Below are 22,689 nucleotides of genomic sequence, written 5' to 3'. Positions count from 1 at the left end.
TGATCAAATCCCGGGCCAAGGCGCAACAAGCGCCTAACCAAGGGGAGATACCGAATGACACAGAAGTTTCTGACCATGACCGCCGTTCTGGCGCTGGGCGCGACGAGCGCCATGGCGCAGGAAGTGCGCGTCTACAACTGGTCCGACTATATCGACGAAGACCTGCTGACCCAGTTCGAGGAAGAGACCGGGCTGGAGCTGGTCTATGACGTGTTCGACAGCAACGAAGTGCTGGAAACCAAGATGCTGGCCGGTGGCTCGGGCTATGACGTGGTGGTGCCCACGGGCAGCTTCCTGCTGCGCCAGATCCAGGCCGGCGCGTTCCAGAAGCTGGATTATGACCAGCTGCCCAACTCGGACAACCTGTGGGACGTGATCAAGGACCGCCTGACGGGCTATGATTCCGACATTCCGATCAGCGAATACGCGATCAACTACATGTGGGGCACGACGGGCATCGGTGTGAACACCGGCAAGGTGCAGGAAGTCCTGGGCGAGGATGCGCCGATCGACAGCCTGTCGCTGATCTTCGAGCCCGAGAACATGGAAAAGCTGGCCGAATGCGGCGTGCATTTCCTTGATGCTCCGGACGAGGTTATCCCGGCGGCGTTGACCTATCTTGGCCTCGACCCGAACAGCCATGACGAGGACGAGCTTGAACAGGCCGGCGAACTGCTGATGTCCGTGAGACCCCATGTTCAGAAGTTCCACAGCAGCGAGTACATCAACGGGCTGGCCAATGGCGATATCTGCGTGGCGATCGGCTGGTCCGGGGACGTGCTGCAGGCGCGGGACCGTGCCGCCGAGGCGGATAACGGTGTCGAGATCGCCTATAACGCGCCGAGCGAAGGCGCGGTGATGTGGTTCGACATGATGGCGATCCCCGCCGACGCGCCGAACCCGGAGGGTGCGCACAAGTTCCTGAACTTCATCATGGATGCCGAGAACATGGCGGCGGCCTCGAACTATGTCTACTACGCCAATGGCAACAAGGCGTCGCAGGAGTATCTGGAGGAAGACGTGATCAACGATCCGGCAATCTATCCGTCGGAGGCCGCTCTTGAGAACACCTATATCAAGAAGCCCTATCCAGCGAAGGTGCAAAGGACGGTGACCCGTCTCTGGACCAAGATCAAGTCCGGCACGTAAGACACCAGACGTCAGGACCCGCGCAGCACGGTTGCGCGGGTTCATTCCTTCAAGGGGACAGCAATGCCGGAATGCAAGTTCGCGCCGTGGAACGATCCGAATGAAAAGCCGCTGATCCAGTTCAAGAACGTGACCAAGCGGTTCGGCACGTTCACCGCCATCGACGACCAGTCGTTCGACATCTACGCGCAGGAATTCTTTGCCCTGCTGGGCCCGTCGGGCTGTGGCAAGACGACGATGATGCGGATGCTGGCGGGGTTCGAGACGCCGACCGAGGGCACGATCCTGCTGGGCGGGCGCGACATCGCGCCGATCCCGCCGAACAAGCGGGAAGTGAACATGATGTTCCAGTCCTACGCGCTGTTTCCGCACCTGTCGGTGCGCGACAACATCGCGTTTGGCCTGAAGCGCGACAAGTTGCCCGCCGACAAGATCGCGGCGCGGGTGGACGAGATGCTGAAGCTGACCCGGCTGGAGAAGTTCGCGGGCCGCAAGCCGCACCAGATTTCCGGCGGGCAACGGCAGCGCGTGGCGCTGGCGCGCAGCCTGGCAAAGGGGCCGAAGCTGCTTTTGCTCGATGAACCGCTGGGGGCGCTGGATGCCAAGCTGCGGCAGGACACGCAGTTCGAGCTGATGGATATCCAGGAAAAGACCGGCACGACGTTCGTGATCGTCACCCACGACCAGGAAGAGGCGATGACCGTGGCCAGCCGCGTCGCGGTGATGGATGACGGTCGGATCGTGCAGATCGCCACGCCGGACGAGATTTACGAGGCGCCGATTTCGGCCTATGTGGCGGATTTCATCGGCGACGTGACGCTGTTTTCCGGCACGGCGATGAATCGGACGCCGGGGGCGAAGCCTGCGGCTGCCGACGCGTCCGAGACCGAGGCCGAACCTGCACCGCAAGAGGCCGAAACGCCTGAAACAGAGACTGTCGAGACGCCCGAGGCGGTGACCGAGATCGGCGTACCGGCAGAGCCGGAGGCGCCTGTCGCGTCCGATGACCCCGCGCCCGCCGAGCCGAAAGCGGCAAAGGCGACACCTGGGCAAGGGCCGCAACCCAACAATTTGGGTCTCTGGCTGCATGACAAGGTCTGGGCCAGGGTCTTTGGGCCACGCACCGATATCGTGCGGCAACTGCCGCCGCCAAGCGACGCGGAACGCACGGCGAAGCGTGAAGAACCAGAGACTGTTCCCGCCGAATCCAACGATATTCCGGAAGGCGGTATCACCATCGACTGGGCCGAGGGGCAGCCACCTCTGATCGCGCTGGATGCGCCGGATCTGGAGGATGGCACGGAAGTGAAGCTGGCGCTGCGCCCCGAGAAGGTCGGCATTTCCAAGACCAGGCCCGACGCGGTCAATGCGCTGAAGGGCAAGGTGATCGACATCGCCTATCTCGGCAATCTGTCGACCTATCACGTCGAGTTGGAAAACGGCACGATGATCAAGGCGCAGCTGGCCAACACCCGCCGCATCTCGCGCCGGGACATCACCTGGGAAGACGAGGTCTGGGTCAGCTGGACCGGCACGGCGGGCGTGGTGTTGACGTCATGAGGCGCGTGGCCCTCATCATCGTGCCCTACCTGTGGCTTCTGGCGCTGTTCCTGGTGCCGTTTGCCATCGTGCTGAAGATCAGCCTTTCGGGTATCGAGCTGTCGATCCCGCCCTACACGCCGCAGCTGGACCTGTCCGAAGGGTGGGAGGGCGTGAAGGCGTTCTTCGCCGCGCTCGATTTCGAAAATTTCGTGTTCCTGACAGAGGACGACCTATACTGGAAATCCTACCTGTCCTCGCTGCAGATCGCGGTGATCTCGACCATCCTGACGCTGCTGGTGGGCTACCCGATCGCCTATGCCATGGCGCGCGCGCCGAACCACTGGCGGCCGACGCTGCTGATGCTGGTGATCCTGCCGTTCTGGACCAGCTTTCTGATCCGGGTCTATTCGTGGATGGGCATCCTGTCGACCGAGGGGTATCTGAACCAGCTTCTGCTGGGTTTGGGTCTGATTTCGGAACCTCTGATGATTCTGAACACCAATGTCGCGGTCTATATCGGGATCATCTATACCTATCTGCCGTTCATGATCCTGCCGATCTATTCGACGCTGGAGCGAATGGATGACAGCCTGTTGGAAGCGGCCGAAGACCTTGGGTGTTCGCGGCTGACGGCCTTCTGGCTGGTGACGCTGCCACTGTCGAAGAACGGGATCATCGCGGGGTGCTTCCTTGTCTTCATCCCGGTGATGGGCGAATTCGTGATCCCGTCGCTGCTGGGCGGGTCGCAGACTCTGATGATCGGCAAGGTGCTGTTCGAGGAATTCTTCAACAACCGCGACTGGCCGGTGGCGAGCGCGGTGGCGGTGATCCTGCTGTTGATCCTGATCATTCCCATCGTGCTGTTCCAGCGCAACGAGCAGAAGCAACGGGAGGCGGAAGGATGAGGGGCCGCAAAACTCTTGAGAAGAGTTTTGCCAAAAGCTTTCTCAAAGCTTTTGGCGCTCCGGCGTGGAGGGCTGTGCGATGAGACGCCTGTCATGGTTCAACACGACGTCCCTGACGCTGGGCTTTGCGTTCCTGTACCTGCCGATGGTCATTCTGGTGATCTACAGCTTCAACGCGTCGCAGCTTGTGACTGTCTGGGCGGGATTCTCGACCAGGTGGTATGGCGAGCTGTTGCAGAACGAGGCGTTCCTCGATGCGGCCTGGGTCACGTTGCAGGTGGCGGTCGTCAGCTCCACCATCGCGACGGTGCTGGGCACGATGGCGGCCTATGTGCTGGTGCGGGCCGGGCGATTCTGGGGCCGGACGCTGTTTTCGGGCATGATCTATGCGCCGCTGGTGATGCCCGAGGTGATCACGGGCTTGTCGCTCTTGCTGCTCTTCATCGGGATCGGGCTGGACCGGGGGGTGCTGACGATCATCCTGGCGCACACGACCTTTTCGATGTGCTTCGTGTCGGTCGTGGTATCCTCGCGGCTGATCAGTTTCGACAGGTCGCTGGAAGAGGCGGCGCTGGACCTGGGCTGTTCCCCGTTCCAAGCGTTTCGGCTGGTCACCCTGCCGATCATTGCGCCGGCGGTGATTTCCGGCTGGTTGCTGGCCTTTACGCTGTCGCTGGACGATCTTGTGATCGCCAGCTTTACCGCCGGGCCGTCGGCCACGACGCTGCCGATCAAGATCTGGTCATCGATTAGACTGGGCGTCAGCCCCGAGATCAATGCGCTGTCGACGATCCTGATCGCGATCGTGGCGGTGGGGGTCATCGGCGCGTCGCTGATTTCCAAGCGCCAGCTGTTGCGGCAGGACGCCGATGAAAAGGCCGCGGTGCGGGCCGAGGCGTGAGCATGCTCAAACGAATCTGGGAAGACGGCGCTTACGGCGCCGCGCCGGTGGCCGATTGCTGGTGGGCCGATACCGTGCAGCCGGGCGATTGGCCGGCGTTGCAGGGCGACACGACGACCGAGGTCGCGGTCATCGGCGCAGGGTTCACCGGGCTGAACGCGGCGCTGGCGCTGGCCGAGTCGGGCGTCGGCGTGACCGTGCTGGAGGCGCAGCATCCGTTCTGGGGCGCGTCGGGGCGCAATGGCGGGTTCTGTTGTCTGGGCGGGGCCAAGGCCAGTCACGACACCATGAAGGCGAAGTTCGGCGAGGCCGGGGCGCGTGGATTTGCGCAGGCGGAACTGGCGGCGGTGGCGCATGTGGGCGGCCTGATTGACCGGCTGGGGCTGGATGTCGACCGCCATTCGGAAGGCGAGACGCAGCTGGCGCACCGCCCACGCGATTTCGACGCGATGCGCGAGGATGTCGAGGCGACGCGGGCTCTTTATGGTGTCACGCCGACCATTACCCCGCCAGACGAGCTGGCGCAGGTGGGGCTTCGGGGGCCGTTTCATGGCGCGTCGACCATGCCGATCGGCTTTGCCCTCAACCCGCGGAAATACGCGCTTGGCCTGTGCCAGGCGGCCGAGGCGGCGGGGGCCGTGGTGCATGGGCACAGCCCGGTCACCCGGATCGAGAGTTTGGCCGATGGGCGCTATCGGCTGCACACCGATAAAGGCTCTGTTACAGCCGAAAAATTCATTATCGCCACGAACGGCTATAGCTCGGACAACCTGCCCGACTGGATGGGCGGGCGGTACCTGCCGACACAATCGAGCGTGATCGTCACGCGGCCCATGAGCGATGACGAGCTGGCCGCGCAGGGCTGGACCAGCCGGCAGATGTGCTACGATTCACGGCACCTGCTGCACTATTTCCGCCTGATGCCGGACAACCGGATGCTGATGGGGATGCGCGGCGGGCTGCGGCATTCGCCCGGCACCGAGGCGCAGATCAGGGCGATGATCCGCGCCGATTTCGAAAAGATGTTTCCCGCCTGGACGCATGTGGAAACGCCACATTATTGGTCCGGCTTCGTGTGCTTGTCGCGCGACCTGATGCCTTATGCAGGGCCGATTCCCGAGATGCCGGGCGGGTTCGCGGCGTTCGCCTATCACGGGAACGGGGTGTCGATGGGCAGTTACGCCGGGCGTCTGTTGGCAGATCTGGTTCGTGGCCAGACGCCCGAGACGCCCTATCCCGCACCGTTGCGACATACGCCGCGCAAGTTCCCGCTGGGCCGGTTTCGCCGGATGCTGATGCGGCCGGCCTACCTGCATTACGCTTGGCTCGATCGCTAGCCCTGCGGGGTCTTTGCCGCCTTGGCCTTTCCGCGTTGAAGGCCAAGCTGACGTTCGCGCAGGATAATGATGATCCCGGCCAGCACGATCAGCGCGGCGCCGATCAGCATTTGCGATGTCGGCACCTCGTCGAAGATGAAGTACCCGATGGCGATGGCGAACAGCATCGAGGCGTAGTCGAAGGGCGCGATGACGCTGGCATCGGCAAAGCGGTAGGCGGAGGTCAGGAAGATCTGGGCGAGCCCGCCGAAGAGACCGGCGAGCACGAGATAAACAGTCTCCGTTCCGCCCGGAATGACCCATCCGAAGGGCAGGGTCAGCAACGACAGCAGCGTCGAGGTAAGCGAGAAATAAAACACGATCGCACTGGTCTGTTCGGTCTGGACCAGCTTGCGAATGTAGATCTGCGCCAGCGCGGCACAGACCGCGCCCAGAAGGACCAGCACCGCGCCGACCGCCTGCGCGGTTTCCACCGTCGGCCCGCCCAGCGTGGTCAGGCGCGGCGTCAGCACCACCAGAACGCCGACGAGGCCCAACGCCACGGCGGCAAGTCGAAAGACGCCGACCTTTTCATCGAGAAACATCGCCGCGAAGACCACCACCAGCAGCGGGGCGGCATAGCTGAGCGCCGTGACTTCGGGCAGGGGCAACAGGCCGAGACCGGCAAACGTCAGGCCCATTGCCGTGGTGCCGACGAAGCCGCGCCAGAAATGGCCCATGCGCGACGCCACTTTCAGGCCCGTGGACATTTCCCCGCGGATCGCGAGCCAGGCGAGGATCACCGGGATTGCGAAGAACGAGCGGAAGAAAACCGCCTGTCCTGGTGGAACAGTGTCTGATGCGGCCTTGATCAGGGCCGACATGACGATGAACAGCGTCACCGCGACAAGCTTGAGGGCAATACCCTTGAGAGGTTTCATGGAGCGTCTCCGTCCCATTGACCTGACCGAAAGTAGTGGCAAAATCAATCTACAAGCGTGCAAGGCCGCTATGACGCGAATGATCCAGGCTGGGCCACGGCACGTAATGCTCTATCATTACGGAGTATGATGATGCGCTTTCTTCTCGGCCTCGTGGCCGCTGTTTTCGCCCTTCCCGCGCTTGCGCTGGACCTGCAATCCACCTTCACCAATATTGACGGCGGCACGCACCGATTGTCGCATTGGCAAGGTCAGCCGGTGCTGGTGGTGAACACCGCGTCGATGTGCGGGTTCACCGGGCAATATTCGGATTTGCAGGCGCTTTACGACACCTACCGCGACCGGGGACTGGTGGTGCTGGCCGTGCCGTCGGACGATTTCAACCAAGAGTTGGCGAGCGAGGACGAGGTCAAGGATTTCTGCGAGGTGAACTATGACCTGACCTTGCCGATGACCGGCATCACCAAGGTACGGGGCGCGGACGCGCATCCTTTCTATCGCTCGGTCGCACAGGAAGCCGGGTTCACGCCGCGCTGGAACTTCAACAAGATCCTGCTGAGCCCCGAGGGCAAGGTCGTGGGCACCTACGGTTCGCCCGTCAAGCCGATGTCGTCCACGATCACCGGCGAGATCGAGAAGATGCTGGCCCGGACGGGCGGCTGATCGGCGTGGTCGCGTCGGCCTCCTTGCTGGGGGCGATGCTGTACAGCTTGCGATATGCCCGCGAGAAATGCGTGGGGCTTGTGAAACCGCAGAGAACGCTGATGTCGGTGATGCTCATCTCGGTCTGACGCAGCAGATTTCGAGCCTTTTCCAGCCGAATTTCGAGGTAATAGCGGCTGGGCGAGATATTGAGGAAGGCCATGAAAAGTCGCTCCAACTGCCGCACCGAGACGCCGACCATCGCCGCCAGTTCACTGAGCTTCAGTGGGTCTTCGATATTGCCGCGCATGATCTCGATCGCCTGCGTCAGACGGCGGTTGCCACGCCCGACGCGGGCGGGCAGCGACAGGCGCTGCGACTGGCTGTGGTCGCGCGGCGCGGTATAGACCATCTGCTCGGCCACGTATTCCACCAGTTTGGGCCCGTAATCCTCGCCGATGAGGTGCAGCATGAGGTCCATCGAGGAGGCACCACCGGCACAGGAAAACACGCGGCCGTCCACCGAATAGATCGTGTCCTGCACGGTGACCTGCGGCAGCGCCTCGGTCAGGGCATCGACATATTCCCAATGGGTGCTGACCCGCCGCCCCGCGATCAGCCCCGCCAGCGCGAGGGTATAGGCGCCGCTGCTGAGCGAGCCGAAACTGATACCCTTGCGCGTCTCGCGGCGCAGCCAGGCAAGTACGTCCTTGGTGCTGCCCGCCGCAGCCGCATGTCCGGCACAGACCACCAGCGTATCGTCGCGGCGCAACTCCTCCAGCGCGCCGTCGACGGCCACGGTGACACCATTCCAGGCCCGCGCGACGGCGCCATCGGCACTGAGAAGGCGCCATTCATAGTAGTCGCGGGTGCTGGATTGCCGGTTCGCGAGACTGAGGGTTTCCAGCGCACAGGTGAAGCCCAGCATGGAAAAGCCGGGGATCAGCAGGAAGACATACCGTTTCGGCGGTTGGGTGCTGTCGCGCATCGAGAGGTCCCTGGCTGTGGGTCACGAAAGGCTCCCCGGCGGGAGGCATGATCGTGTACTCTTCATCCTGACCGGCCCTGCCCGTCGCGTTTGATTTCGGCACGAAGATGTCCGCAGGCGACATGACTCGACCCGATCCGCCAAATTCGGCCTGCACCGGTGCATCGCCTCAGGACACGCCCCAGTCCATCACCACCTTGCCGGAATTGCCCGAGATCATCGCGGCGAAGCCCTCCTCGAACGCGTCGATGCCGATCCGGTGCGTAATCAGGCCGGACACGTCCAGCCCCGACTGCACCAGCGCGATCATCTTGTACCACGTCTCGTACATTTCGCGGCCGTAGATACCCTTGATATGCAGCATCTTGAAAATGACGGTGTTCCAGTCGACCGGGAATTCGGTGGGAGCGATGCCCAGCAGGGCGACCTTGCCGCCGTTGTTCATGCGCGCGATCATCTGTTGCATGGCCGCCGAGGCGCCGGACATTTCAAGGCCAACGTCGAAGCCTTCGGTCATGCCGATCTGATCCATCACGTCGCGCAGCTGTTCGCGGCTGGTATCGACCACGTGTTGCACGCCCATCTTTTGGGCGAGGTCTAGGCGATAGGGGTTGATGTCGGTGATCACGGTCTTTCGCGCGCCGACCTTCTGCGCCACGAGAGCGCCCATGATGCCGATGGGGCCGGCGCCGGTGACCAGCACATCCTCGCCCACCAGGTCAAAGCTGAGCGCGGTGTGCACCGCGTTGCCGAACGGGTCGAAGATGGCGGCGATCTCGTCGGGGATATCCTCGGGGATCGGCACCACGTTGGATTCGGGGATGCAGAGATACTCGGCAAAGCTGCCGGGGCGGTTGACGCCGACGCCCTTGGTGTTGCGGCAGAGGTGCCCACGCCCGGCGCGGCAGTTGCGGCAGGCGCCACAGACGATGTGCCCCTCGCCGCTGACTCGCTGGCCGATCCGGTATTTCAGCGCGGCGGGGCCCATATCGACGATCTCGCCCACGAATTCGTGGCCGACGACCATGGGCACGGGCACGGTCTTGGCGCTGAATTCGTCCCATTTCCAGATATGCACGTCAGTGCCGCAAATGGCCGATTTCTTGACCTTGATCAGCACGTCGCTCGGCCCCGGTTCGGGGACCGGCACGTGTTCCATCCACAGGCCCGGTTCGGGTTTGGACTTCACGAGGGCTTTCATCTGGTTCTGCATGGTCTAGTCCCACAAATCGGTGCTGAGATACTTGAGGCCGCTGTCGCACATCACGATAGCGATTGTGCCGCCCTGTTCCACGCCGCCCAGAAGCTGGATCGCGCCGGCAAGGTTGGCCCCGGCGGAATAGCCGGCGAATATGCCCTCGGTGCGGGCCAGCAGGCGGGCGGCCTCGGCGGCGTCTCGGCCGGAAACAGTGACTGTTCCGGCCAGATTGGCGTTTTTCAGATGCGTGAGGTCCGGCATGGAATAGCCGCCGCCCTGGATCGGATGGCCGGGTTTGTCAGGGTCGATGCCGTAACAGCGCACGCCTTTTGGGCCAAGATAGGCCGCTACCCCGGCCAGCGTGCCGCCGGAGCCGACGAAGTCGCAAAAGGCGGTGACTGCGCCGCCCGACTGCGCCCAGATCTCTGGCCCGGTGCCCATCTCGTGCGCCATGGGATTGCCCGCCCGCTCGAACTGGTCGGCGCGGTAGGCGCCTCTCTCCGCGGTGATGTCCTGCGCGGCGGCCTCGACCAGCGCGAGGTCCGCGCCCGATACCTCGCCCTTGCGGCTGCCATTGGCCTGCGGGACGAGGATCACCTCTGCCCCCAACGCCCGCATCATCCGGGCGCGCTCCTCGGAATTGCCTTCGCTCATCACCGCGACGAACGGATGCCCCAAGACGCCACAGACGATGGCGAGACCCGTGCCCATGTTGCCCGAGGTAAGTTCCACCACCGTCTGGCCCGGCGCAAGCTCGCCCGTGGCACGCGCGCCTTCGATGATCGCCCGCGCCGCGCGGTCCTTCTTGGAAAAGCCCGGCATCAGGTAATCGAGCTTGGCGAGGATGCAGCCGTCGAGGTTCAATGCGTCTCTGATCCGGCTCAATTCGACCAAGGGCGTCTCTCCCATGGCCTCGATGACGGAGGGCAGGACGGTCACGCGATGACCTCCAGTTCGCGGCCCACCGCCTCGAACGCGTCGATGGCGCGGTCCAGCATGGGCCGCGTCAGGGCCGCGCTCATCTGGGTGCGGATGCGGTCCTGTTCGCGTGGCACGACAGGAAAGCTGAAGGCGGTGACATAGACGCCGCGGTCGTTCAGCCGTTTGGCCATCTCCTGCGCCAGCTTGGGGTCGCGCAGCATGACGGGGATGATCGCATGCTGCCCGGGCAGCAGTTCGAAGCCCAACTTGCCCATCCGCTCGCGGAAATACGCGGCGTTGTCCCAAAGCTGGCTGCGCAAGGCGTCGCCCCGTTCCTCCAAAAGGTCAAATACGCGCAAGGACGCGGCGGCGATGACCGGGGCCAGCGTGTTGGAAAACAGGTAAGGCCGCGAGCGCTGGCGCAGCCAGTCCACAACCGGCGCGCTGGCCGCGGTATAGCCGCCCGAGGCACCGCCCATCGCCTTGCCCAGCGTGCCGGTCAGGATATCGACGCGGCCCATGACGCCGCAATGTTCATGGCTACCGCGCCCGGTGTCGCCCAGGAACCCGGTGGCGTGGCAGTCATCGACCATGACCATCGCGTCATAGCGCTCGGCCAGGTCGCAGATCTGGTCCAGCTTGGCGATATAGCCATCCATGCTGAACACCCCGTCGGTGGCGATCAGGCGGTGGCGCGCGCCCTCCGCCTCTTTCAGGCAGCGTTCCAGATCCGCCATGTCACTGTTGGCATAGCGATAGCGCTGCGCCTTGCACAGGCGCACACCGTCGATGATGCTGGCGTGGTTCAGGGCGTCGGATATGATGGCGTCCTCAGGACCCAGAATCGTCTCGAACAAACCTGCATTCGCGTCGAAGGCGGCGGCGTACAGGATGCTGTCATCGGTCCCCAGGAAGTCTGCAATCCGGACTTCCAACGCCTTGTGCTCTTCCTGCGTGCCGCAGATAAAGCGCACGCTGGCCATGCCGAACCCGTAGCGGTCGAGCGCGGCGTGCGCGGCGGCAATCACCTCCGGATCGTCGGCAAGGCCAAGGTAATTGTTGGCACAAAGGTTCACGACCTCGTGCCCGCCTTCCAGCGTGACCTCGCCCGCCTGCATCGAGGTGATTACCCGTTCGGTCTTGTAAAGCCCGTCATCGCGCAGCCCGTCGAGGCGACCGACAATATCCGCGTCAAATTTCTCGGCCGCCCGCATGGTGCGCTCCCTCTGGCGTTCATCGTTCCTCGAATACTCAATGTAACAGCTGCCGATCACAAGCGCAGCCATCAGATGGGTGACCCGGTCACGCGGCGATGCGCGGCCGGCCGCTGACCTCGACGGTGATTGTGGCCTCGAGGAAAACCTCGCGCGCCTCGGCCTGCGCGGTCTTGATGTCCCGGGAAATGTCCGTCTGAAGATCCTCCGCGCCAGCGGCGAGGGCTGTCTGACGTGCTTCCGCCTTCAAGACATCTTCGAGTCGTTCCATGGCTTCGTCGGACTCGACGAAATCCTCCGGCCCGGTTTCCAGATGCACGCGAAAGCGACCCTCGGCGGGGCTGGTGATGGTGCCCTGCCGCCGGATCGTGACGCGCCCGACCACCGCGCCGATGGCATTGGCGACCCCGGCATGTTCGGGCAGGATCATGTCGCAGCCAAGCCGCGCGCCGACCGCCGGATAATAGCTGCTGGCCGAGGCGCCCAGCCCGATCACTGGCACGTTCAGCCCGGTATCGAGCCGCACCAATCCGCGATGCCGGTCCAGCCCTTTCTGCATCAGGACATGCCGCGCCAGCTGTGCGGCAGGCAGGCCGAAGTCGTGGTCGTCCTCGGCAAAAGCAGTCTCTAACAAGGCCAGACTCGTCTGGTGGGTCAGTTGATCGACGATCATCTGCGCCATCGCCTCGGGGTCGGGGCACAGGCGGTTGCCATTGCCGGTGCGCTTGCGGCCGACCAGTTGCACGGCCTTGCGCGCGGCCCCGGCATCCCAGGCATCGAGCCGCCCCAGCACGTGGCTGGCATCGGACGGCGTGACGCCGGCGACCTGCGCGAGGCCTCGCGCCACCAACCGCCGCAACGCCGCGCCGTCCATCCGGTTGCGCAGCACCGTGCCCAGCGGCTGAACGCCAGTGCCGATCCGCTCCAGCAGCGCAGTGTCTTTCGGCCCCAGTCCGTCCGCGTCCACGCCCGGCACGATGCGCACGAACCGGCCATCATGTTCGCCCGGCGTGTCGGTGCGCAACTGGTCGTCCAGCACGGCGTGCAGGGCGGCGGGATCTTCCAGTGCGATCAGGCTGACCGGCACCACCCGGCGCGGGCCCAGCGTGACGCCGCCAACCAGCCCTTCGTCGATCACGTGCACCTCGCTGTCGCCGCCGAGGCCGGTGGTGCACATCGCAACCGCCTCGACCATGGTGCGCCACGGACCCACCTGCGCGCCCGCCGGGTCGATCATCGGGCGGCCGTCGCGCAGCACGGCGACATCGGTGGTGGTGCCGCCGATATCCGAGACCAGCGCGTGATCGGCGCCGGTCATCCAGCGCGCGCCGACGATGCTGGCGGCCGGGCCGCTGAGAATGGTCTCGATGGGGCGTTCCCGCGCCTGGGCGCTGGAAATGAGCGCGCCATCGCCGCGCACCACCATCAGCGGTGCGTCGATGCCGAACCGGTTCAGCGTCGCCTCGGCCTTTTCGATCAGCCGCGCGATCATCCCGATCAGCCGCGCATTCAGCAGCGCGGTCAGCGCCCGCTTCGGGCCATTCAGCTTGGCCGACAGGTGATGTGAGCAGCTGACCGGCTTGCCGGTCGCGGCGCGGATCATCTCGGCCACGCGCAACTCGTGGCTGGGGTTGCGGGTGGCGAACTGGCTGGCGACGGCGAAGGCAGAGGCACCCAATCCCGTGACTAACCAAGCAGAAAGGGCGCTTTCATCTAATTGTGCCGCCTCGCTGCCCGCGTGGTTGTGCCCGCCGCTCAGCACGAGTGCGGGATCCCCGGCCAGCGCCTCTGTCAGGCCATGCGTGTCAAGATCACGCTCACGAAACCCGATATAGACCAGCCCGACGCGACCGCCCTGCCCCTCGACCAGCGCATTCGTGGCCAGCGTGGTGGACAGCGAGGCAAGCCCGATCTGATCGGACGTCACACCGCTTTGCGCCAGCACCGCCTCGATTGCGTCACCGATGCCGATCGACAGGTCCTGGCGCGTGGTCAGCGCCTTGGCGCTTGCGATCACCTCACGCTCGTCGCGCACCAGAACCGCGTCGGTATAGGTGCCGCCAGTATCCACGCCCAACAGAATTGCCATGAGTGTCCCCTTTGTCTGGGTTCTGGCTTACGGGAAATCGAGGGCTAATCGCGCCCGTTTGCGGCATGATCGAGACGCTTTACCGCCCATTGCGCCGCATCGGCCACGGTAGCGTCCGGGTCGTCGCACAGATCCTGCGCCACCGGTCGCAGGTTGGGGCGGCCCGAATTGCCGATAGCGTACAGCACGTTGCGCACGAAGCGATCGCGCCCGATGCGCTTGATCGGACTGCCGGAAAACCGCGCCCGAAATCCGGCATCATCCAGTTGGGCCAGCTCTGCCAGCGGCGGCGCGACAAGATCGTCGCGCGCGTGATAGCGAAGTTCCGTCGCCTCGACCGCGAACTTGTTCCAAGGGCAGACCGCAAGGCAATCGTCACAGCCATAAATCCGGTTGCCCATCTTTTCGCGCAAGTCCTCGTCCACCGGACCCTTGTGCTCGATCGTCAGGTAGGAAATGCAGCGCCGCGCATCCAGCTGGTAGGGCGCGGGAAAGGCATCGGTCGGGCACACGTCAAGACAGGCCCGGCAAGAGCCGCAATGGTCAACTTCCGCCGGATCAGTGTCTATTTCCAGCGTGGTGAACACCGACCCGATGAAAAACCAACTGCCCATGTCGCGGCTGACCAGGTTGGTGTGCTTGCCCTGCCAGCCCAGCCCTGCCGCCTCGCCCAGCGGCTTTTCCGGCACCGGGGCGGTATCGACGAACACCTTCACCTCGCCGCCGCCTTCCGCGATCAGCCAACGCGCGAGCCGCTTCAGCCGTTTCTTCACCACATCGTGGTAGTCGCGGTTGCGGGCATAGACCGAGACCGTACCAACCTCCGGGTCGTCCAGCGTCGCCATCGGGTCACTCTTGGGCGTATAGCTTTCGCCCAGCATGATCACGGAGCGCGCCTCGGGCCACAGCACATCAGGCGCGCCGCGCCACTGCGCCCGGTCGGCCAGCCACGCCATCTGTCCGTGATAGCCCTTGTCCAGAAAGGCCGCCAACCGCTCGGGCACCTGCGGCACGTCACCCGGGCGGCACACACGGCAAAGGTCGAAGCCTTCGGCCAGGGCCTGCGCCACCAGTCTCTGTTTCAGCCCATCCATGCTTTTTCTTGGCCCAAATACTCTGGGGTGAGGCCGCAGGCCGAGGGGCAAAGCCCCTCATTAGGTGCCGCATATCCGGGGAGCGCAAAACCGGTCCCCACTTTTGCGCGACACGCTTTAAAAATCAAGGTCGGCATAATGCGCCGGCGGCGGGAAACCCGGCACCTGGTCGGCCAGGATGCTGCGGAAGGCCGGGCGCGACTTGATCTTGGCGTACCAGTCCTTGACCACTTCGGAGCGGTTCCAGTCCACGTCCGAGATATAATCGAGGCTGGAAAGGTGCGCGGCGGCGGCGAAATCGGCGAGCGTCATCACGTCGCCAGCCAGCCAGCGGCGGCGGTCCAGCAGCCACGCCATGTAATCGAGGTGGAACTTGATCGCCTTGGCGCCCGCCTTGACGTTGCTGCTGTCGGGAAAGCCCTGGCCCATGACCTTCTTGTTTACCCGTTCGTACAGCAGCTTGGACGACACCTCGTTGTGGAACTTGTCATCGAACCAGCCCACCAGGCGCCGCACCTCGTAGCGGCCTTCATGCGCCTTGGGCAGCAGGGCAGGCTCGGGGTACTTGTCTTCGAGGTACTCGCAGATCGGCGTGCTTTCCGCCAGGGTCATGCCGTCGAGACGCAGCACCGGCACCTTGCCCGCCGGGTTGCGGCGCAGGAAATCGGGATCGGCCTCCCAGTAGCGTTCCTCGACCAACTCGCATTCGATCCGCTTTTCCGCGAGGCAGAGCCGCACCTTCCGGCAGAAGGGGGAGAGGGGAACGTGGTAAAGCTTGGCCATGTCTACTCCGGGCGGCTGGCGAAAATCTGTTCTTCAATGCCCGCAATCTGCGCCCATTTCAATCCTCGAAACACGCCGCGCGCCCGTCACGGCGAATCGTGGCCGCCCCGTCCATGATACCGGCGGCGCGCTTGCGGGTCGCGCTGCTGGGCTGGGACGCAGAGCGGCCCTTGGGGTTGGGCAGGATGGCGGCAAGCCGCGCCGCCTGCACGTCACTCAGCGCGTCCGGGGCCACGTCGAAATAATGCCGCGCGGCGGCGTCGATGCCGAAGATGCCCTCGTCGAACTCGGCCACGTTCAGATAGACTTCGATGATCCGACGCTTGGACCAGAACAGCTCGACCACCGGGGTCAGAACCGCTTCGAGCGCCTTTCGGGTCCAACTGCGCCCGTGCCAGAGATAGACATTCTTGACCACCTGTTGGCTCAGGGTCGAGGCGCCCCGACCGCTGCCGTCTTCCAGCGCGTCGCGGATGGCGTTCATGTCGAAACCCCAGTGCAGGCAGAAGTTGGCGTCTTCGGCTGCCACCAGGGACCGCGCCATCACCGGGGTAACGTCACTCAGCGACACCCACTGGTGCCGGATCTCGCCCAGGCGAAAAGCTTCCTGCTTCATGTAAAGCGTGTCGGGTGGGGCCCACCAGCGGTGTGCCAGGATCGTGCCGCAGACGATCACCACGACGATCAGGAACACGCGCACGATCCAGACACGCGCCCACACCACGGGGGCGGCGATGCGATCCATCACCGAGGGCTTGGATTTTCTGCTGCGTGTTTTCCTGGCCATCGCTGCCCGCAATAGTGCAAACCGGGGTCCGATGGTCAATCGACAGTTTCTTCCGGCCCAAGGTATCCCGGCCGGGGGCATGGCTTGCATTCCCCCAGCCGAAGTATGATTCAGACCCTATTCCGCCGGAATGGCGCTGTCCTCGATGCCGATGGGATGCTCCAGCTTGCCCAGCATTTCCTTGGGGCAGACCTGCACGAACTTGTCTTTCTCGGCCTCCCAGTATTGCAGGATCTCGGCGGCGCGGCGGCTGCCGGTTTCCTCGACATGACGCTCGATCAGGTCCTTGAGCTGGGTCAGCCAGTGCAGCTCGGTGACCGGGCAGGTCACCACCGACTCGCGGTTGATCAGCTTGTCCGTGTCGCCCTCTGGATCATAGAGGAAGGCCATGCCGCCGGTCATGCCCGCGGCAAAGTTCGCACCGACGGAGCCAAGGATCACGGCCATCCCGCCGGTCATGTATTCGCAGCCGTTGCTGCCGCAGCCCTCGATCACGACCTTGGCGCCAGAGTTGCGCACGGCAAAGCGTTCGCCCGCGCGACCGGCGGCAAAGAGGAACCCTTCGGTCGCGCCGTAAAGGACCGTGTTGCCGATGATGGTGTTATCGGCGGCCTCAAGCGGGCTGACCATGGGGGGGCGCACCACGACAGTGCCGCCCGACAGGCCCTTGCCGACATAGTCGTTGGCATCGCCCGACACCTCGATCTTGAGCCCCGGTGCCGCGAAGGCGCCGAGGGACTGACCCGCGCTGCCCGTCAGCTTGACGGTCAGGTGATCGGGTTGCAGCGCGTTTCGCATGCCGAAGTTGCGGACGATATGGCTGCTGACGCGGGTGCCCACGGTGCGGTGCGTGTTCTGGACCGCATAGTGAAGCTGCATCTTCTCGCCATCGTTGAGGAACCGCGCGGCATCCCGCACGATTTCGGCGTCCAGCGTATCGGGCACCTCGTTGCGCGGCTTGTTGCGGTCGTAGGTGATGTGCTGCGCCCCATCCACGGTGATCAGCATCGGGTTGAGGTCCAGGTCATCGAGATGCGCCGAGCCACGGCTGACCTGGGTCAGCAGATCGGCACGTCCGATTACGTCATCGAGGCTGCGCGCGCCGATGCTGGCCAGCACCTCGCGCACTTCCTGGGCGTAGAAGGTGATCAGGTTCACCACCTTGTCGGCATTGCCGGTGAACTTCTCGCGCAGCGACTCGTCCTGCGTGCACACGCCCACCGGGCAGGTGTTGGACTGACACTGGCGCACCATGATGCAGCCCATGGCGATCAGCGCGGCGGTGCCGATGCCGTATTCCTCGGCCCCCATCATCGCGGCCATGACGATGTCGCGCCCGGTGCGCAGCCCGCCATCGGTCCGCAGGGTGATGCGGCTGCGCAGGTTGTTCATCGACAGAACCTGGTGCGCCTCAGTCAGGCCCATTTCCCAGGGCAGGCCGGCATATTTGATCGACGTGGCGGGGGACGCGCCCGTGCCGCCATTGTGGCCCGAGATCAGGATCACGTCGGCCTTGGCCTTGGCCACACCGGCGGCGATGGTGCCGACACCGGATTGCGACACCAGCTTGACGCAGACCTTCACGGTCGGGTTGATCTGTTTCAGGTCATAGATCAGCTGCGCCAGATCCTCGATCGAGTAGATGTCGTGGTGCGGCGGCGGTGAGATCAGGGTCACGCCTTCGGTCGAGTGCCGCAGACGCGCGATCAGCTTGGTCACCTTCATGCCCGGAAGCTGGCCACCCTCACCGGGCTTGGCGCCCTGGGCGACCTTGATTTCAAGCTCTTCGCATTGGTTGAGGTATTCCGCCGTCACGCCGAAGCGGCCCGACGCGACCTGCTTGATCTTGGCCGATGGGTTGTCGCCGTTGGGTTCTGGCACGAAATGCGCCGGATCCTCGCCGCCCTCGCCACTGTCAGAGCGCGCGCCGATGCGGTTCATGGCGACGTTCAGCGTCTTGTGCGCCTCGGGGCTGAGCGCCCCCAGCGACATGCCGGGCGTGACGAAGCGTTTGCGGATCGCGGTGACGCTTTCAACCTCTTCCAGCGGCACGGCCTCGCCCATGGGCTTGATCGCCATCAGGTCGCGCAGGTGAATCGGCGGGTTGGCCTGCATCGCCTGGCTGTAGCGTTTCCACAGCTCGAAGCTGGCCTTGTTGCAGGCCATCTGCATCATGTGCATCGTCTGCGCGCCCCAGGCGTGGGTTTCGCCCGATTTGCGCGACTTGTAGAAGCCGCCGATCGGCAGCACGTGCTTGCCGCCGCGGAAGGCCGTTGCGTGGATTTCCTCCAGCTTGGCCTGGATGCCGCTGACACCGATGCCGGAGATGCGGCTGACAAGGCCCGGGAAGTACTCGGCGCACATGGCGCGCGAAAGGCCCACAGCCTCGAAATTCAGACCGCCGCGATAGGACGAGATGACACTGATGCCCATCTTCGACATGATCTTCAGAAGGCCCTGGTCGATGGCGAGGCGATAGCGCGCCACGGCCTCGGTCAGCGAGCAATCCAGCAGGCCGCGTTCGATCCGGTCGGCGAGGCTGTCCTCGGCGAGGTAGGCGTTGACCACGGTCGCGCCAGCGCCGATCAGAACGGCAAAGTAATGCGGGTCGATGCATTCCGCAGACCGCACGTTGAGGCTGGTGAAGGTGCGCAGACCCTTGCGGGTCAGGTGGCTGTGCACCGCGCTGGTGGCCAGGATCATCGGCATGGCGATGCGCGTCTCGTTGACGCCCTGGTCGGTCAGCACGATATGCCCAGCGCCAGAGCGCACGGCATCCTCGGCCTCGGCGCGAATCCGTTCCAGCCCGGCCTTGAGCGCGCCTTTCCCGGATCCGAAGGTACAGTCGATCTCGCAGACGTCGGCGTTCAGGCTTTCCAGCATCGCCTGCCACTGCGCGTTGCCGACAAAGGGGCTTTCCAGCACCATGATCTCGGTCTGGCTGCTGGACTCGTCCAAAACGTTCTTGAGGTTGCCGAACCGGGTCTTCAGGCTCATGACGCGGAATTCGCGCAGGCTGTCGATCGGCGGGTTGGTCACCTGGCTGAAGTTCTGGCGGAAATAGTGACTGAGCGGGCGGTATTTCTTGGACAGGACCGCGCTGGGCGTGTCGTCACCCATGCTGGCCACGACCTCCTTGCCGTCCTCGGCCATGGGGGCGAGAACCTGTTCCAGTTCTTCCACGGAATAGCCCGCGGCAATCTGGCGGCGGCGCAGCTCCGTGCCCTCGCAGGTCGCCGTCTCGGTCACCCCGGCAAGGCGCTCATCGAGGTCGGTGATCTTGCCCACCCATTCATCAAAGGGCAGGGCGCGGGCCATTTTGTCCTTGATCTCGGTGTCGTGGTAAAGAACGCCCTTCTGCGTGTCGACGGCCAGCATCTGGCCCGGGCCCAGCGCGCCTTTTTCGCGCACGGTGGCCTCGTCGATCGGCACCATCCCGGCCTCGGACCCCGCGATCACAAGGCCGTCGCCCGTCACCACATACCGCATCGGGCGCAACCCGTTCCGGTCGAGCCCGGCACAGACCCAGCGGCCATCGGTCATGGCAAGGGCTGCGGGTCCGTCCCACGGCTCCATCACCGAGTTGCAGTAGGAGTACATGTCGCGCCACGCCTGCGGCAGTTCCTCGGCCTGCTTGGACCAGCTTTCGGGCACCAGCATGGTTTTCGCCATGGGCGCCGAGCGTCCGGCGCGCACCAGGACCTCGAAAACAGAGTCTAATGCGGCGGAATCCGAAGATCCTTGCGCGATGATCGGCTTGATGTCGTCGGCCATTTCACCAAAGGACTGCGAGGCCATGCGGATCTCGTGGCTTTTCATCCAGTTGGTGTTGCCCTTCAGCGTGTTGATCTCGCCGTTATGGGCCAGCATGCGGAAGGGCTGCGCCAGCCACCATTGCGGGAAGGTGTTGGTGGAATAACGCTGGTGGTAGATGGCGAAGTTCGACTTGAACCGCTCGTCCTTGAGGTCGGGATAGAACTCGGCCACCTGCTCGGCCAGCATCATGCCCTTGTAGATGATGCTGCGGCAGCTGAGCGACGCGATGTAAAGCTGCCCGACACCGGCGGCGGCGGCGGCTTTCTCGATCCGGCGGCGGATGACGTAAAGCTCGCGCTCGAAATCTTCGACATCGATGCCCTTGGCGTTGGAAATCAGGATTTGCTCGATCTCGGGACGGGTCGCGTTGGCCTTTTCGCCCAGCACGCTGATATCCACGGGCACGTGGCGCCAGCCGTAGATATAGTGCCCCATGCGCAGCACTTCGGTTTCCACGATGGTCCGGCAGGTTTCCTGCGCCCCGAAATCGGTGCGCGGCAGAAAGACCTGACCAACGGCGAGAAGTTGATCTTCGCGCGGCTCGTGTCCGGTGCGGCGCACCTGGTCATAGAAAAACGGCGCGGGAATCTGGATATGGATGCCGGCCCCGTCGCCGGTCTTGCCATCGGCATCGACGGCGCCCCGGTGCCAGATCGCCTTGAGCGCGTCGATCCCGGCCTCGACCACCTTGCGGCTTTCCTTGCCGTTGACGGACACCACAAGGCCGACACCACAGGAAGAATGCTCTTCCTCGTGGGCGTACATGCCGTTTTCTGCCATCCAGTTGCGCTTGGCCTCTTCGCCAGCGGCCCAGGTTTCATCGAATTTCGTCATCACTATACCCCTTCAATGGGTGCGGGCATGGCCCGAAAAACAGTCTCTAACGTGGCGGAAAACGCTTATTCCGCCGCCACCGCCGTTGCGCCGGCGTCCATCTCTTCAAGAATTGCCGCAGCGGCGTCGCGTCCGTCGCGAATGGCCCAGACCACAAGGCTGGCACCGCGCACGATGTCGCCGACGGCATAGACGCCGGGCAGAGAGGTCTTGCCGCTGGTAAATTCGGCCCGGATGGTGCCCCAACGGGTCACGGTCAGCTCATCCTGATCCCACAGCGTCGGCAGTTCCTCGGCCTCGAAGCCCAGCGCCTTGATCACCAGGTCGGCGGGCTCGTCGTAATCCGCGCCTTCGATCTCCTCGGGGCTTTGCCGGCCCGTGGCGTCCGGCGAACCGAGGCGCATCTGCTGCACCTTCACGGAGGTCACCGGGTCGCCGTGGAACGCCTTGGGGGCGGAAAGCCACTGGAAGTCCACGCCTTCTTCCTCGGCGTTCATCACCTCGCGTTGCGAGCCCGGCATATTTGCCCGGTCGCGGCGATAGAGACATTTGACGCTGGTGGCGCCCTGCCGGACGGCGGTGCGCACACAGTCCATCGCGGTGTCGCCGCCGCCGATCACGATGACGCGCTTGCCCTCGGCATTCAGCTCGCCGTTTTCGAACTCTGGCACGTCATCGCCGAAACTCTTGCGGTTCGACGCCGTCAGGTAGTCGATGGCCCACACGATGCCCGCGGCACCCGCGCCGGGGCCGGGCAGTTCGCGGCTTTTGTAGACGCCCGTGGCGATCAGGACCGCGGTGTGTTTCTGCCGGATCTCGTCAAAGGTGATGTCATTGCCCACGTCGCAGTTCAGCACGAACTCGACACCGCCTTTTTCAAGCTGTTCGACACGGCGCATGACAACCGGCTTTTCCAGCTTGAACCCGGGGATGCCATAGGTCAGCAATCCACCCGCGCGGTCATAGCGGTCATAGACCGTGACCTGCACGCCGGCGTTGCGCAGCACGTCCGCCGCCGCCAGCCCGCCGGGGCCAGCGCCGATGATGCCAACGCTTTCCTCGCGCTCCTGAACGGGCGCGATGGGCTGCACCCAGCCTTCCTCCCACGCGGTGTCGGTGATGTATTTCTCGACCGCGCCGATGGTGACCGTGCCGTGCCCGGATTTCTCGATCACGCAGTTGCCTTCGCACAGCCGGTCCTGCGGGCAGATGCGGCCACAGATCTCGGGGAAAGTGTTAGTCGCCTGGCTGACCTCGTAGGCCTCCTGCAGGCGCCCCTCGGCGGTCAGGCGCAGCCAGTCGGGGATGTTGTTGTGCAGCGGGCAGTGGTTCTGGCAGTAGGGCACGCCACATTGGCTGCACCGGCCGGACTGCTCCTTGGCCTTTTCGTCGGCGTATTCCGCGTAGATCTCGTTGAAATCTTCCCGGCGCGCATCAGCGGTGCGCTTGGTGGGCATGTCCCGCTCGACGGACACGAATTTCAGCATCGGTGTTTTTGCCACGATTCTCTCCAAAGATCGCCTAGGTTCGGAAGGTGTAGTGCAAGACCAAGCAAAAATAAAGTCAGTA

At 64.2% G+C, this 22,689-nt stretch carries 17 protein-coding genes; 6 read left to right on the top strand and 11 right to left on the bottom strand.

Annotated elements, in window-relative coordinates; genetic code table 11:
- Nucleotides 1-54 precede the first annotated feature (54 nt).
- From PVV74_RS13960 to PVV74_RS13940, 5 genes are all read left to right on the top strand, one after another.
- A complete protein-coding gene (locus PVV74_RS13960) occupies nucleotides 55-1,149 on the top strand; it encodes a polyamine ABC transporter substrate-binding protein (protein WP_103763636.1) in 1,095 nt (364 codons plus the stop codon).
- Between the two features lie 63 nt (nucleotides 1,150-1,212).
- Entirely contained in the window at nucleotides 1,213-2,709 is a 1,497-nt protein-coding gene (locus tag PVV74_RS13955) for an ABC transporter ATP-binding protein (protein ID WP_274593624.1), read from the top strand.
- Nucleotides 2,706-3,596 carry an ABC transporter permease subunit gene (locus PVV74_RS13950; protein ID WP_274593623.1) on the top strand — a complete coding sequence of 297 codons (891 nt, stop codon included), beginning with the start codon at nucleotides 2,706-2,708 and terminating at the stop codon, nucleotides 3,594-3,596. The genes PVV74_RS13955 and PVV74_RS13950 overlap by 4 nt, the downstream gene beginning before the upstream one ends.
- A 79-nt stretch (nucleotides 3,597-3,675) precedes the next feature.
- Nucleotides 3,676-4,497 (top strand): ABC transporter permease, encoded by an 822-nt coding sequence (locus tag PVV74_RS13945; protein ID WP_103763639.1) that lies wholly within the window; start codon nucleotides 3,676-3,678, stop codon nucleotides 4,495-4,497.
- Between the two features lie 2 nt (nucleotides 4,498-4,499).
- On the top strand, nucleotides 4,500-5,834 hold the full coding sequence (locus PVV74_RS13940) for an NAD(P)/FAD-dependent oxidoreductase (RefSeq protein WP_274593622.1): 1,335 nt from the start codon (nucleotides 4,500-4,502) through the stop codon (nucleotides 5,832-5,834).
- On the opposite strand, the gene PVV74_RS13935 is transcribed toward PVV74_RS13940, so the two are convergent.
- Nucleotides 5,831-6,754: a DMT family transporter gene (locus PVV74_RS13935; RefSeq protein ID WP_103763641.1), complete on the bottom strand. Its 924-nt coding sequence runs from the start codon at nucleotides 6,752-6,754 to the stop codon at nucleotides 5,831-5,833. The two genes, PVV74_RS13940 and PVV74_RS13935, sit on opposite strands and share 4 nt — an antisense overlap.
- A 129-nt stretch (nucleotides 6,755-6,883) precedes the next feature.
- On the opposite strand from PVV74_RS13935, the gene PVV74_RS13930 reads away from it, so the two are divergent.
- Nucleotides 6,884-7,417: a glutathione peroxidase gene (locus tag PVV74_RS13930; RefSeq protein WP_371931612.1), complete on the top strand. Its 534-nt coding sequence runs from the start codon at nucleotides 6,884-6,886 to the stop codon at nucleotides 7,415-7,417.
- On the opposite strand, the gene PVV74_RS13925 is transcribed toward PVV74_RS13930, so the two are convergent.
- The 10 genes from PVV74_RS13925 to PVV74_RS13880 all read right to left on the bottom strand — a co-directional run bounded on the left by PVV74_RS13925 (nucleotide 7,374) and on the right by PVV74_RS13880 (nucleotide 22,622).
- Nucleotides 7,374-8,384 (bottom strand): GlxA family transcriptional regulator, encoded by a 1,011-nt coding sequence (locus PVV74_RS13925; protein ID WP_103763642.1) that lies wholly within the window; start codon nucleotides 8,382-8,384, stop codon nucleotides 7,374-7,376. The two genes, PVV74_RS13930 and PVV74_RS13925, sit on opposite strands and share 44 nt — an antisense overlap.
- Nucleotides 8,385-8,553: 169 nt before the next feature.
- Entirely contained in the window at nucleotides 8,554-9,585 is a 1,032-nt protein-coding gene (tdh, locus tag PVV74_RS13920; protein ID WP_211286154.1) for an L-threonine 3-dehydrogenase, read from the bottom strand.
- Between the two features lie 15 nt (nucleotides 9,586-9,600).
- Nucleotides 9,601-10,521 carry a PLP-dependent cysteine synthase family protein gene (locus tag PVV74_RS13915; protein ID WP_274593621.1) on the bottom strand — a complete coding sequence of 307 codons (921 nt, stop codon included), beginning with the start codon at nucleotides 10,519-10,521 and terminating at the stop codon, nucleotides 9,601-9,603.
- The gene (locus PVV74_RS13910; RefSeq protein ID WP_274593620.1) at nucleotides 10,518-11,717 is read right to left on the bottom strand and encodes a glycine C-acetyltransferase; all 1,200 of its coding nucleotides are present in this window, start codon (nucleotides 11,715-11,717) and stop codon (nucleotides 10,518-10,520) included. Before PVV74_RS13910 ends, PVV74_RS13915 begins: the two co-directional genes overlap by 4 nt.
- 88 nt (nucleotides 11,718-11,805) lie before the next feature.
- Nucleotides 11,806-13,806 carry a hydantoinase/oxoprolinase family protein gene (locus tag PVV74_RS13905; protein ID WP_274593619.1) on the bottom strand — a complete coding sequence of 667 codons (2,001 nt, stop codon included), beginning with the start codon at nucleotides 13,804-13,806 and terminating at the stop codon, nucleotides 11,806-11,808.
- Between the two features lie 44 nt (nucleotides 13,807-13,850).
- Nucleotides 13,851-14,900, bottom strand: a complete 1,050-nt coding sequence (gene queG, locus PVV74_RS13900; RefSeq protein ID WP_274593618.1) for a tRNA epoxyqueuosine(34) reductase QueG — start codon at nucleotides 14,898-14,900, stop codon at nucleotides 13,851-13,853.
- A gap of 117 nt (nucleotides 14,901-15,017) precedes the next feature.
- A complete protein-coding gene (gene fzlA / locus PVV74_RS13895; protein ID WP_103763647.1) occupies nucleotides 15,018-15,683 on the bottom strand; it encodes an FtsZ-binding protein FzlA in 666 nt (221 codons plus the stop codon).
- Nucleotides 15,684-15,741: 58 nt separating this feature from the next.
- Nucleotides 15,742-16,470 carry a monofunctional biosynthetic peptidoglycan transglycosylase gene (gene mtgA / locus PVV74_RS13890; RefSeq protein ID WP_274593617.1) on the bottom strand — a complete coding sequence of 243 codons (729 nt, stop codon included), beginning with the start codon at nucleotides 16,468-16,470 and terminating at the stop codon, nucleotides 15,742-15,744.
- A gap of 117 nt (nucleotides 16,471-16,587) precedes the next feature.
- Entirely contained in the window at nucleotides 16,588-21,120 is a 4,533-nt protein-coding gene (gltB, locus tag PVV74_RS13885; protein ID WP_274593616.1) for a glutamate synthase large subunit, read from the bottom strand.
- A 65-nt stretch (nucleotides 21,121-21,185) separates the two neighbouring features.
- Complete coding sequence (locus PVV74_RS13880; protein WP_274593615.1) at nucleotides 21,186-22,622, bottom strand: NAD(P)-dependent oxidoreductase; 1,437 nt, start codon at nucleotides 22,620-22,622, stop codon at nucleotides 21,186-21,188.
- Nucleotides 22,623-22,689 lie beyond the last annotated feature (67 nt).

Source organism: Roseovarius sp. SK2, assembly GCF_028807495.1.
GTDB classification, from domain to species: Bacteria; Pseudomonadota; Alphaproteobacteria; order Rhodobacterales; family Rhodobacteraceae; genus Roseovarius; species Roseovarius confluentis.
Note: the sequence above shows the minus strand (reverse complement) of the source record. Positions and strands in the feature narration are given on the sequence as shown.

What these genes read in the sequence shown, in the direction of transcription:
- PVV74_RS13960 (WP_103763636.1), top strand. Translation starts at nt 55, where the DNA reads ATGACACAGAAGTTTCTGACCATGACCGCCGTTCTGGCGCTGGGCGCG.
- PVV74_RS13955 (WP_274593624.1), top strand. Translation starts at nt 1,213, where the DNA reads ATGCCGGAATGCAAGTTCGCGCCGTGGAACGATCCGAATGAAAAGCCG.
- PVV74_RS13950 (WP_274593623.1), top strand. Translation starts at nt 2,706, where the DNA reads ATGAGGCGCGTGGCCCTCATCATCGTGCCCTACCTGTGGCTTCTGGCG.
- PVV74_RS13945 (WP_103763639.1), top strand. Translation starts at nt 3,676, where the DNA reads ATGAGACGCCTGTCATGGTTCAACACGACGTCCCTGACGCTGGGCTTT.
- PVV74_RS13940 (WP_274593622.1), top strand. Translation starts at nt 4,500, where the DNA reads ATGCTCAAACGAATCTGGGAAGACGGCGCTTACGGCGCCGCGCCGGTG.
- PVV74_RS13935 (WP_103763641.1), bottom strand. Translation starts at nt 6,754, where the DNA reads ATGAAACCTCTCAAGGGTATTGCCCTCAAGCTTGTCGCGGTGACGCTG.
- PVV74_RS13930 (WP_371931612.1), top strand. Translation starts at nt 6,884, where the DNA reads ATGATGCGCTTTCTTCTCGGCCTCGTGGCCGCTGTTTTCGCCCTTCCC.
- PVV74_RS13925 (WP_103763642.1), bottom strand. Translation starts at nt 8,384, where the DNA reads ATGCGCGACAGCACCCAACCGCCGAAACGGTATGTCTTCCTGCTGATC.
- tdh (WP_211286154.1), bottom strand. Translation starts at nt 9,585, where the DNA reads ATGAAAGCCCTCGTGAAGTCCAAACCCGAACCGGGCCTGTGGATGGAA.
- PVV74_RS13910 (WP_274593620.1), bottom strand. Translation starts at nt 11,717, where the DNA reads ATGCGGGCGGCCGAGAAATTTGACGCGGATATTGTCGGTCGCCTCGAC.
- PVV74_RS13905 (WP_274593619.1), bottom strand. Translation starts at nt 13,806, where the DNA reads ATGGCAATTCTGTTGGGCGTGGATACTGGCGGCACCTATACCGACGCG.
- queG (WP_274593618.1), bottom strand. Translation starts at nt 14,900, where the DNA reads ATGGATGGGCTGAAACAGAGACTGGTGGCGCAGGCCCTGGCCGAAGGC.
- fzlA (WP_103763647.1), bottom strand. Translation starts at nt 15,683, where the DNA reads ATGGCCAAGCTTTACCACGTTCCCCTCTCCCCCTTCTGCCGGAAGGTG.
- mtgA (WP_274593617.1), bottom strand. Translation starts at nt 16,470, where the DNA reads ATGGCCAGGAAAACACGCAGCAGAAAATCCAAGCCCTCGGTGATGGAT.
- gltB (WP_274593616.1), bottom strand. Translation starts at nt 21,120, where the DNA reads ATGACGAAATTCGATGAAACCTGGGCCGCTGGCGAAGAGGCCAAGCGC.